At 43.7% G+C, this 12,012-nt stretch carries 9 protein-coding genes and 1 pseudogene; 3 read left to right on the top strand and 7 right to left on the bottom strand.

From position 1 onward, the window contains the following. Window positions 1-24 precede the first annotated feature (24 nt). The 3 genes from alaS to HMPREF9331_RS12130 form a co-directional block, all read right to left on the bottom strand. Window positions 25-2,658, bottom strand: coding sequence for an alanine--tRNA ligase (gene alaS / locus HMPREF9331_RS12140; RefSeq protein WP_016421184.1), 2,634 nt, complete (start codon window positions 2,656-2,658; stop codon window positions 25-27). A gap of 90 nt (window positions 2,659-2,748) precedes the next feature. Beyond that, window positions 2,749-3,522, bottom strand: coding sequence for a glutamate racemase (murI, locus tag HMPREF9331_RS12135; protein WP_016421183.1), 774 nt, complete (start codon window positions 3,520-3,522; stop codon window positions 2,749-2,751). 80 nt (window positions 3,523-3,602) lie between these two features. Further along, window positions 3,603-4,511 (bottom strand): SPFH domain-containing protein, encoded by a 909-nt coding sequence (locus HMPREF9331_RS12130; protein ID WP_016421182.1) that lies wholly within the window; start codon window positions 4,509-4,511, stop codon window positions 3,603-3,605. Window positions 4,512-4,616: 105 nt separating this feature from the next. Between HMPREF9331_RS12130 and HMPREF9331_RS12125 the strand changes: the two genes are divergently transcribed. The 3 genes and pseudogenes from HMPREF9331_RS12125 to HMPREF9331_RS12115 all read left to right on the top strand — a co-directional run bounded on the left by HMPREF9331_RS12125 (window position 4,617) and on the right by HMPREF9331_RS12115 (window position 7,184). Further along, window positions 4,617-5,219 (top strand): bifunctional nuclease family protein, encoded by a 603-nt coding sequence (locus HMPREF9331_RS12125; protein WP_234945889.1) that lies wholly within the window; start codon window positions 4,617-4,619, stop codon window positions 5,217-5,219. 60 nt (window positions 5,220-5,279) lie between these two features. Further along, window positions 5,280-6,621: pseudogene (locus HMPREF9331_RS12120) on the top strand (NupC/NupG family nucleoside CNT transporter). Between the two features lie 86 nt (window positions 6,622-6,707). After that, window positions 6,708-7,184: an S-ribosylhomocysteine lyase gene (locus HMPREF9331_RS12115; RefSeq protein ID WP_009641303.1), complete on the top strand. Its 477-nt coding sequence runs from the start codon at window positions 6,708-6,710 to the stop codon at window positions 7,182-7,184. Between the two features lie 68 nt (window positions 7,185-7,252). Here the strand turns inward: HMPREF9331_RS12115 and HMPREF9331_RS12110 are convergent, their stop codons facing one another. The 4 genes from HMPREF9331_RS12110 to recQ form a co-directional block, all read right to left on the bottom strand. Beyond that, window positions 7,253-7,744 carry a CAP domain-containing protein gene (locus HMPREF9331_RS12110; protein WP_016421178.1) on the bottom strand — a complete coding sequence of 164 codons (492 nt, stop codon included), beginning with the start codon at window positions 7,742-7,744 and terminating at the stop codon, window positions 7,253-7,255. Between the two features lie 89 nt (window positions 7,745-7,833). Then, entirely contained in the window at window positions 7,834-9,528 is a 1,695-nt protein-coding gene (locus tag HMPREF9331_RS12105; protein ID WP_016421177.1) for a glutamine--tRNA ligase/YqeY domain fusion protein, read from the bottom strand. 41 nt (window positions 9,529-9,569) lie between these two features. Beyond that, window positions 9,570-9,725, bottom strand: a complete 156-nt coding sequence (locus HMPREF9331_RS13030) for a hypothetical protein (RefSeq protein ID WP_155848683.1) — start codon at window positions 9,723-9,725, stop codon at window positions 9,570-9,572. Between the two features lie 4 nt (window positions 9,726-9,729). Beyond that, a complete protein-coding gene (gene recQ / locus HMPREF9331_RS12100; protein ID WP_016421176.1) occupies window positions 9,730-11,919 on the bottom strand; it encodes a DNA helicase RecQ in 2,190 nt (729 codons plus the stop codon). Window positions 11,920-12,012: the final 93 nt, after the last annotated feature.

Below are 12,012 nucleotides of genomic sequence, written 5' to 3'. Positions count from 1 at the left end.
GTATTAGCTATTTTGTTATAGGTGTTATAACATGGTTTTTACCTTTTCCAAAGCCTCAGCGATACCTTCAGGATTTTTACCCCCTGCGGTAGCGAAGAAAGGCTGACCTCCGCCGCCTCCTTGGATACATTTACCCAATTCGCGTACAATCTTTCCTGCATCTAAACCTTTATTCTTAGCCAATTCCTTGTTGATATAGCACAAGAGTAAGGCCTTGCCATCTTCTTGAGCAGAGCCAAAGAGAATAAAGGCATCTTTGACCTCTTCACCAAGCATAAAGGCTAAGTCCTTAAGAGTGGCTACATCCAAATCCAAGTGCTTAGTAAGACATTGTACATCACCAACGGGAACAAACTCGCCCTTGAGTTCGCCCTTGAGCTGTTTGGCTTGTTCTTTCTTGAGTTGCTCCAACTCCTTGTGTAGGCGTGCATTTTCCTCTTGTAAATTAGCAATAGCCTTGACAGGATCTTGAGGGTTTTTAAGGGAGGACTTAACCTCTTCCAAGAGTTTCTCTTGTAATAAGAAGTGCTTAAGGGCACCCGCATTGGTAATAGCCTCTATACGGCGTACCCCTGCGGCTACGGCTCCTTCGGAAACAATCTTAAAGAACCAGATGTCTCCTGTATTCTTCACATGGGTACCCCCACAGAGTTCTCGGCTTTCGCCAAACTGTATCATACGTACCTTATCGCCATATTTTTCTCCAAAGAGTGCCATAGCTCCAGCCTCCAAAGCCTGTTGGATAGGAATATTGCGATGCTCCTGAAGTGGAATTTTCTCATAGATACGTTTGTTCACCAAGCGCTCTACCTCAGTGAGTTCTTCCTGAGTGAGTTTGGCAAAGTGTGAAAAGTCAAAGCGCAAAGCCTCTGGAGATACATGCGAACCCTTTTGTTCCACATGGGTACCCAATACCTCTCTTAGAGCCTGATGCAATAGGTGAGTAGCACTGTGGTTGGCTTGTGCCAAAGTACGACCAGCAAGGTGCACTTCCGCCTTGAACGGATCGGTAAGGTTTTCGGGCAGGTGTTCCGCTAAGTGGATAATAAGGTTGTTCTCCTTCTTCGTATCTATAATATAAATGATTTCTCCATTGGCCGACTGTAACGTACCTCGGTCTCCTACTTGTCCTCCTCCTTCAGGGTAGAAAGGAGTAGTGTTGAACACCAATTGGTAAAGGGTACCGTCCTTTTGGCTTTCTACCTTACGGTATTTGACCAAGCGAACCACTGCCTCCAGTGTATCATATCCGACAAACTCTTCTTCTTCGTCATCACGAAGTACGACCCAGTCACCTGCTTTCACTTGAGCGGCAGCACGAGAGCGTTCTTTCTGCTTTTGGAGGTGCTCCTCAAAAGAGGCCTCGTCCAAGGTCATACCACGTTCTGAAAGGATAAGGGCAGTGAGGTCTTTAGGAAAACCATAAGTATCATAGAGTTCAAAGGCTTTACTACCTGAGAGTTGCTTATCGGTAGTGTTCTGTATCATTACATCTAGCATCAATAGTCCTTGCTCCAATGTACGCAAGAAAGAGGCTTCTTCTTCCTTAATCACACTTACAATCAAGAGGAACTCTTTTTCTAACTCATGGAAAGTGCTGCCCATTTGCTTAGCCAAGGTCTCTACCAACTTATAGATGAAAGGTTCTTTCTGTCCTAAGAAAGTAAAGCCATAACGAATGGCACGGCGCAAGATACGGCGAATCACATAACCAGCTCCATTGTTGGAGGGCAATTGCCCATCAGCTATAGCAAAGGCGACCGCCCTAATGTGGTCGGCAATCACACGTATCGCCACATTGATCTGTTCTTCTTCGGGGGTTACCTTGATCCCATTGGTATAGCTAGTTTTGGTAATCTCTTCTACCTTGTGGATCAGGGGTGTAAAGACGTCCGTATCATAGTTGGACTGCTTGCCTTGTAGCACCATACAAAGGCGCTCAAAGCCCATACCTGTATCCACATTCTGTGCAGGGAGTTTCTCCAAGGAACCATCGGCCTTGCGGTTGAACTCCATAAAGACGTTGTTCCAAATCTCAATTACCTGTGGGTGATCATTATTGACCAAATCACGACCTGCTACCTTAGCTTTTTCTTCTTCCGAACGAATATCTACATGAATTTCAGAACAAGGACCACAAGGGCCTTGATCACCCATTTCCCAGAAATTATCCTTTTTATTTCCTAAGAGAATATGATCCTCGGCGATACGCTCTTTCCAAATATCATAAGCCTCTTGGTCAAAGGGTACGCCTTCCTCAGGACTTCCTTCGAACACGGTTACATATAGGTTTTCTTTTGGAATCTTATATACTTCGGTGAGCAGTTCCCATGCCCAACTGATAGCTTCCCTCTTGAAGTAGTCGCCAAAAGACCAGTTGCCCAACATCTCGAACATAGTATGGTGGTAGGTATCACGTCCTACTTCTTCCAAGTCATTGTGCTTACCCGATACACGGAGACACTTTTGGGTATCTACCACACGCTTGTACTTAGGCTTGGCATTGCCTAAGAAAAATTCCTTGAACTGGTTCATACCTGCATTGGTAAACATCAGGGTAGGGTCGTTCTTAATCACCATAGGAGCAGAGGGTACTATGGTATGTCCCTTGCTCTCAAAAAATTTTAGAAATAACTCTCTTATCTCTTGTGAGGTCATGTTTTTAAGTTTTGAGTTTTAAGTTTTAAGTTTTAAGTTTTAAGTTTTAAGTTTTAAGTTTTAAGTTGCAAAGAACTCAAAATTCATTACTCAAAACTTTTCATATTGTACCTTTACTTGTGGGGGAGCAAAGGACTTAAGTATTTCCACTTGCTTGTTCGTCAGCCAAAGGTGGGTGGGCGAAACTTCTCCCTTGGCCAGTAGGTTGTTTTGGGAGAGAATACGCTTGGTTTGTTTGGCTACTGCCTCAGCGGAATCTAAAATACGGATATTTTCTGGTAAAATCTCCGAGATAAGGGAGGTAAGATAGGGGTAATGGGTACAGCCTAAGACCAAATAATCCATTCCCTCAGCGATCATAGGACGGAGATATTGTTCTAAAAGGGCGAACATCTCAGGGGTATCTATTTTTCCCTCCTCAATAAGAGGCACCAACCCTATTCCTTCTCGCTTAAGCACACGTACTCCCTTATCAAGCAAGTGCTGACAAGTATTAGCAAAGAAAGCACTCCTTAGCGTACTCTGTGTGGCCAACACCCCGATTGTTTTTGTCTGGCTATAAAGTCCCGCAGGCTTAATAGCAGGTTCTATCCCTATAAAGGGCACTTTGTACTTAGCCCTAAGGTGAGTTATGGCATTGGTAGTAGCTGTATTGCAGGCTACAATAATGAGTTTGCTATTGTGGTCTAATAGGTACTCGGTATTTTTCTCGCAAAGAGCTATAATCTCCTCCGTAGACTTTTCCCCATAGGGAGCATTGAGGCTATCGGCTAAGAATAAGGTACTTTCATAGGGAAGCTGGCGCACCACTTCCCTCCAAATAGTAGTACCTCCTACCCCTGAATCAAATAAACCAATTGTCAATGATTAATGATTAACGGTTAATGATTAATGGTTAATGATTAATGCCATTAATCATTAGTGGCATTAATCATTAATGATTTTTATTCTTTCTTTTTTATCATTCCCCCTACTTGGTTAGAGGCGGCAAAAGAAGCGATCATATTGGTGAGCATTTCAGCACCTGCCTGTGGGGAGTTGGGAAGGAGGATAAGGTTGCTCTTGGTGTCCTGTCCTACCGCCTGTAGGGTATCATAGTGCTGGGTTACCACAATCAGTGCAGAAGCCTCCTGAGAGCTGATGCCTACTTTGTTAAGCACATCGACACTTTCTACTAACCCACGTGCAATCTCACGACGTTGGTCGGCTATACCTTGTCCTTGTAGGCGCTTGCTTTCTGCCTCGGCCTTGGCTTTTTCTACAATCAAGATACGCTGGGCATCCCCCTCATACTGAGCAGCTACTTTTTCACGTTCGGCAGCATTGATGCGGTTCATAGCGGCTTTTACCTGCGCATCAGGGTCTATATCAGTAACCAAAGTCTTGATGATATCATACCCATAAGTTTCCATGGATTCCTGTACCTCACGCTTTACGGCTATAGCAATATCATCTTTCTTGACAAACACATCGTCCAATTTCATCTTAGGTACTTCGGCACGCACCACATCAAATACGTAGCTGGTAATCTGATCATGAGGGTATTCGAGCTTGTAGATAGCATCATACACCTTGTCCTTGATTACGACAAACTGTACTGAGACTTTGATTTTGACAAATACATCGTCTAAGGTCTTAGTCTCCACAATAACATCTAATTGCTGTATTTTTAAGCTGATACGTGCAGCTACCTTGTCAATCACTGGAATTTTTAGTTGTAATCCAGAATGGCGAATGCTTTGGAATTTTCCAAAACGCTCAATAGAAACAGCTGTTTGTTGCTTCACTGTGAAAAATAGAGAGAAGAACAGAAACAAACCTAATAGAACAAAAAAGAGAATTGTATAATTCATAAAAAGCTTGGTTTTATTTTGGGCAAAGTTATAACTTTTCTTGGAAAAAAACAAGCGAAAATTCATCGGCTTAAAGGTTGTACAAATGGAGAATTTTCTCTATTTTTGCAGTCTATTATACGTACTATGGAATGGACACAGATGTACATAAAATCACTCGGTGAGATGTCGGCTAGAAGCTATGTGCTCCTTCTAAAAGAAACAGAAGGAGCGCGACAAGTACCTATTGTGATTGGAGAGCGAGAGGCTATGGCTATACAATATAGCAACTATGGGAGGTTCTTCATCAGCCAACCGCCTATCTATAATGTGTTGTTCAACCTTATGAAAGCCAACCAGATACAAATCACTCAGATACAAATCACTGAGTTTCGGGAAGGAACTTTCTATGCTCATATGCTCTATAAGGGAGAGGAGGAGACAGGCATGCAACCTATATGTATAGGCGATGCCATGGCCATGGCTATAGTGGGAAAGATACCCATCTTTATGATTAAGGAATTGGTAGAGAGGTATGGTACGGCTCAGACCCAGGAACAAGATATCCTCACAGAGGATACTCCTGCTCCTCGTGCAGCAGGTAATAAGAACCTAAAACGCTATCTGACCACTGAATTAGAAAAACTTATGGATTCGGCCATAGAGGAAGAAAACTACGAATTGGCAGCTGAAATCCAAGAAGAACTTACCAGAAGAAAGAAAATATAAAAACAGGATCATATGAAACTTATACATACACTTATCCTCCTTGTGCTGCCTGTTGCAGGTATGGCTCAATCACAAGCGAGTATGATCCCAAGTGCGGGTATGAGCGTAGAGAGTGTACTCAGAGGCCTATTGGGTATGTGCGTACTGCTGATGATAGCCTTCCTCTTTAGCCACAATCGCAAGGCGATTGCTTGGAAGACGGTCGGTATAGGACTGGCTATACAACTTTTCTTGGCCTTTGGTGTACTGAGAGTGGAGTGGGTCAGAAAGGTCTTTGAAGTAGCAGGGAGTTTCTTCTTGCTTATCTTGGACTTTACCAAGGCGGGGAGTGATTTCCTCTTTGGCAACCTTATGGATATCAATGGTATAGGGTATATCTTTGTCTTTCAGATACTACCTACCATTATCTTCTTCTCCGCCCTTACCTCTATTCTATTTTATTATGGAATCATTCAGATATTTACTCGTGCGCTGGCTTGGGTATTGAGCAAATCTCTAAAGATCTCAGGGGGCAGAAAGTCTTTCAGTTACAGGTAATATATTTTTAGGGCAAACCGAAGCCCCGCTGATGATTAAGTCCTATTTGGAGAAGATGACCAAGAGTGAAATCCTCCTTGTTATGGTGGGCGGTATGGCTACGGTTGCAGGAGGAGTATTGGCCTCGTATATCAACTTCTTAGGAGGGAATGACCCAGTGATGAAGTTAGAGTTTGCCAAGCACCTACTGGCGGCCTCTGTCATGGCTGCTCCTGGGGCGGTGGTGATCTCCAAGATGCTCTACCCACAAGAGGAAGTTATTCCCACGATGTATGAGACCTCCAGCGAAAAGTTTGGCAGCAATGTCCTTGATGTAATTAGCACAGGTACTAGCGAAGGACTTAAGCTAGCGGCCAATGTAGGGGCTATGCTTTTGGTATTTGTTGCCCTGATTGCCATGATCAACTATTTCTTGGGCTGGGTAGGAGATATTACTTACCTGAATCCGATTATCAAAGATAGTAGTGTGCTTCCTTACGATCGCTTCTCTTTGGAGATGATCTTGGGATCTATTTTCTCTCCTATTATGTGGCTCATTGGAGTTGCTAAGGAAGATATGATGCTGGTAGGACAGCTTTTAGGAATTAAGCTCGCTGCTTCAGAATTTGTAGGCTATACCCAATTGGCTACACTAAAAAATCCTGAAGCCCCTATACACCTCATGTACCAAAAGTCGGTAATTATGTCCACTTATCTCCTATGTGGGTTTGCCAACTTTGCCTCTATTGGTATTCAGATAGGTGGTATCGGTTCACTTGCCCCTGGTCAGCGTAAGACACTTTCAGAATTTGGTCTTAAGGCGGTATTAGGTGGTACACTTGCCTCACTGATGTCAGCTACTATTGCAGGAATGATCTTAGGATAATGACAAGTGACTAATGACAAGTGACTGATGACAAGTGACAAATGACTAACCACTAATCACTAATAACTAACAACTAATTATAAAGAATGGAAAGAATTGCAAGTTTTTGTGTAGATCATCTCAAGTTACAGCGGGGGATTTATCTCTCTCGCCGAGATGTAGTAGGTAATGAAGTGATTACCTCTTTTGATATTCGTATGAAAGCCCCCTATCGAGAACCAGTATTAGGAGGAGCAGAGATACACACTATGGAGCACTTGGCCGCTACATGGCTACGTAATAGTGATTGGAAGGATAAGATCATCTATTGGGGGCCTATGGGCTGTATGACAGGGAATTACCTGATTCTGGCAGGCGACTATACCTCCAAAGATATAGCCCCACTGATTACTCGTCTTTTTGAGTATATGGCCAATTTCGAGGGAGATATCCCAGGCGCTTCCGCTGTAGAATGTGGTAATTATTACAACAATAACCTACCTATGGCTAAGTATGAAGCCAAAAAATACTTGGAAGAGGTGCTCTACCACTTGAAAGAGGAGAATTTAAATTACCCAGAGTAGTTAAAAGGTAAAAAGTAAAGAGTAAAAAGTAAAGAGTGAAAAGTTCATCTTTTTCACTCTTTACTTTTTCAATCTTCACTTCCAAAGACTTGTGTCCAGTATTTGCCCTTGTGGGCAACACCCATCTCCTTTACATGAGGGTTCATGATATTGGCGCAATGGGCGGGGCTACTGAGCCAACCTTGTATTACTGCTCTTTCGTCGGAATAGCCCATAGCTACATTCTCTGCATAGGCACGCCAGTGGTAGCCTGCTTTGCTTAGGCGTTTGCCAGGGTCATCACCATTTTTACTACTATGGGTTAGCTGGTTGCGCTGTGCCATCTCATTGCTATGCTTTTGGGCAACAGTGGCAAGTTTGTCACTCCATGTCAAGGGCGGTACCGCAGGGTAATAAGTGCCTCCACATTGGCAGCCTTGACTTCTTTGAGCATTGACCAATGTCAGTAGTAGCTCCTTATCAATAGAGCTAAGAGAATCTGCTTGATTCTCTAAAGAGTCCTGCTTGTCTGCTATGGTACAACAGATAAATAACAGGGGAAAGAGAAAGATCTTAGACATAGGATTTATTCTTCAAAGATAGCTTTAGTATTGATACTTAGTTCAGGAAATTTTACAGAATGGATAGTTTTTCCATAACCTTTCATTTATCATTCTTCACTCTTTATCTTCTCCCAAGTGTCCTTAAGTCCTACAGTCTTGTTAAAGACGAGTTTCTCGGTGGTACTCTCAGGATCTACACAGAAGTAGCCAAGACGTTGAAACTGTACTGTATCGCCCACTTGAGTTGTCTGTAGGCTAGGTTCCACATAGGCAGTGATGGTCTTGAGTGAATTGGGGTTGATATAATTAAGAAAACTATCCTCTTGGCGATCGGGTTCGGCTATGGTGAAGAGACGATCATAGAGACGTACTTCGGCGGCTATGGCATGAGGAATAGAGACCCAGTGGAGGGTACCTTTTACCTTGCGAGTACTTGCCTCAGTGCCACTACCACTGCGGCTGTCGGGGTCGTAGGTGCAGTGTATCTCGGTGATATTGCCTTCACTATCCTTTACTACGCTTTCTGCCTTGATGATATAGGCATTCTTTAGGCGTACTTCTCCTCCTAGTTTCAGGCGGAAATACTTCTTGTCGGCTTCTTCGCGGAAATCCTCACGCTCTATATACAGCTCACGAGAGAAAGGCACCTTGCGGTAGGTCATAGGGCTTACCTCAGGGTTGTTTTCGGCATCAAGCCACTCCTCTTGGCCTTCTGGGTAGTTGGTGATTACGACCTTTACAGGGTCAAGTACAGCCATGACACGGTTGGCCTTCTTGTTGAGGTCTTCGCGTACACAAAACTCTAAGAGAGAGACATCTATAAGGTTTTCACGCTTGGCAATACCAATGGTGTCGGCAAACTTGCGGATGGCCTCAGGAGTATAACCACGACGACGCAAACCAGAAATAGTAGGCATACGAGGGTCGTCCCAGCCTGCTACATAGTGCTCATTGACTAGCTGCAATAGCTTGCGCTTACTTACAATGGTATGGCTAAGGTTACGACGGGCAAACTCTCGTTGCTTAGGGCGTACTACCTTTTCCCCTTGAGGGATGATCTGGTCTAAGAACCAATCATAGAGTTCTCTATGGGGTAGAAACTCCAAGGTACAGAGCGAGTGAGATATTTGTTCTAAGTAATCACTTTCCCCATGTGCCCAATCATACATAGGGTAGATATGCCACTTATCCCCTGTACGGTGGTGAGAGGCATTCATGATACGATAGATGATAGGGTCACGCATGAGCATATTGGGCGAGGCCATATCAATCTTGGCACGTAATACATAGGTACCATTGTCGAACTCCCCATTCTTCATGCGCTCAAAAAGGGCAAGGTTCTCCTCTGGGGAAGTATTGCGGTAAGGGCTTTCAGTACCTGCGGTGGTAGGAGTACCCTTTTGAGCAGCAATCTCCTCGGAGGTTTGCTTATCTACATAGGCCTTGCCTTGCCTTATGAGCATCACTGCCCACTCATATAGTTCTTGGAAATAGTCAGAGGCGTAGCACTCTTTGTCCCATTCGAAGCCGAGCCATGCCACATCGCGACGGATGGCATCTACATATTCTTGTTCTTCCTTGCTGGGGTTGGTATCGTCAAAACGTAGATTTACAGGGGCATTGTAGCGCAAGCCCAAGCCAAAGTTTAGGCAAATAGAGCTAGCATGTCCCAAGTGTAAGTAACCATTAGGCTCTGGAGGAAAGCGAAAACGCAATTGCTTGTCAGCAAAACCTGCAGCGAGGTCTTCCTCTATGATATTTTCTATAAAATTGTTGGATCTTTCTTTGATTTCTTCTGCCATTTTAGGTGTTAAGTTTTAGTTTGAGTTACAAGATAAAGTATTCAGAATTTCCAAGGGGTCATTCTCTCGAAGAAATTAATGACTACCGACAAGGTAAAACCATTAAAAGTAGCTTCATTTCTCAGAGGTAAGGAATAGCCCGCTTGTATTTGGTATTTGTTGGCCAAGGATAGCCCCATGCGTGGGGTGATAGTCACTATCTTAGTTTCCTACTTCGCTGATAAACTTGATACGATAGAGGCGTAACTCGTCGTCTTCATAATCTCCGCCAAACTCCTTGGAGGCTACGGAAATCTTATCAGTATCGGCATTTAAGAAATAGTCATGGAGTTCTTCCTGTTGCTCTTCGTCCAAGATCTCATCTATCCAGTAGTTGATATTGATTTTGGTGCCACTATATACGATTTGCTCCATTTCCTTGAGAAACTCATCTATGGAGAGACCTTTGGCTTTAGCAATATCAGGAAGAGGTAGTTTCTTGTCTATGTTCTGGATAATGAATAGCTTAAGGGCAGAATTGGCGCCTGTGGTTTTTACGATAAGGTCTTCGGGACGTATGATATCATTTTCCTCTACATATTTGCTAATCAGGGCAATAAAGTCCTTACCATATTTCTTAGCCTTCCCTTCTCCTACGCCAAAGACATTGGTCAGTTCCGAGATCGTAATAGGGTATTTCATACACATATCCTCCAAAGAGGCATCTTGGAAGACCACAAAGGGAGGTACGCCAAATTCCTTGGCTACCTTTTTGCGCAAGTCCTTGAGGTATTTTAAGAGCGTTTCGTCAAGAACAGAAATGGTATTCTTAGCGGGCTCTTCTATATCCTCCTCGAAATTATGGTCTTCGGTCATCATAAAGGAGTGTGGTTTCTTGAGAAAATCACGTCCCTTATCAGTGAGGAACATTACCCCATAAGTTTCTATATCCTTACGGATATAATCATTGACCATCACTTGGCGAATCAGCGCCATCCAAAAGCGACTATCGAACTCCGCACCACAGGCAAAAAAATCCTGTTGGTCAAAAAGGTTGGACTTGATAATGGCAGAATATTTTCCAGTCAGCACATTCACTAAATCCTTGGCTTTGAGCCTTTGTCGGGTTTTGTCAATCACGTCTAGGAGCATGAAGACTTGATCTTTGGCTTCTTTCTTGGTCTTGGGGTAGCGCATATTGTCGTCCATATTGGCACCCTCACCATTGATCTCGTCAAACTCTTCTCCGAAATAGTGTAGAATGAACTTGCGTCGGGAGCTGGAAGTCTCAGCATAAGCAACCATATCCTGCAAGAGGGCTTGTCCTACCTCTTGCTCGGCTATAGGCTTGCTTACCATGAATTTTTCCAATTTCTCTATATCCTTATAGCAGTAGAAAGCCAGGCAATAGCCCTCTCCGCCGTCGCGGCCTGCGCGGCCTGTCTCTTGGTAGTAGCTCTCAATACTCTTAGGAATATCATAGTGAATCACAAAGCGTACATCGGGCTTATCAATCCCCATACCAAAGGCAATGGTAGCTACCACTACCTCTACTTCTTCCATAAGGAACATGTCTTGGTGCTTAGCACGGGTCTTGGCATCAAGCCCTGCATGGTAGGGGATTGCGGTAATACCATTGACCTGTAGGGTCTGGGCGAGTTCCTCTACACTCTTGCGGCTTAGACAATAGATAATACCTGATTGGCCTGGGCGTTGCTTGACAAAACGAATGATATCACTATTGATATTCTTTGTTTTAGGGCGTACCTCATAATAGAGATTGGGTCGGTTAAAGGACGATTTGAACACATTGGCCTGCGGAATCCCCAAGTTCTTGAGAATGTCCTCCTGTACCTTGGTAGTAGCTGTAGCGGTAAGGGCTATGATAGGGATTCCTTCGCCCAAGCGATCGATAATTGTCTTGATATTTCGGTACTCAGGGCGAAAGTCATGCCCCCATTCGGAAATACAGTGTGCCTCATCTACAGCTACGAAGGAGATATTGATCGTTCTGAGAAAATCAGCGTACTCGTCCTTGGTCAAGGATTCAGGGGCTACAAACAGCAGTTTGGTATCCCCATTGCGAATATCCTCCATAACGGTACGTATTTCCCCCTTGGTAAGGGAGGAGTTCAGTACATGGGCAATTTTATCAGTGCCTGAGATGCCGCGAACGACATCCACTTGGTTTTTCATCAGAGCGATAAGGGGAGAGATCACAATAGCTGTCCCTTCTTTCAAAAGCGCAGGGAGCTGATAACATAGTGATTTTCCACCACCTGTAGGCATCAGAACGAAGGTGTGGTTGCCCTCCATGATGCTACGGATAATGTCTTCTTGTTTTCCTTTGAATCCGCTAAAGCCAAAAATGCTTTTTAATGCTTTTTGTAAATCAACATTATTAGTACTCATAATAATATGTAGTATTTTATATGTAGTATTTTTTTTTACTTTTGCAGGATAAAATTACAACTTTTTTTTTAAGTGGCAAATTTAAAATCAACT

Origin of the sequence: Capnocytophaga granulosa ATCC 51502, assembly GCF_000411115.1 — a bacterium.
Taxonomy (GTDB): Bacteria; Bacteroidota; Bacteroidia; order Flavobacteriales; family Flavobacteriaceae; genus Capnocytophaga; species Capnocytophaga granulosa.
The sequence above is the reverse complement of the archived record's forward strand: the minus strand, read 5'-3'. Positions and strand labels throughout refer to the sequence as shown.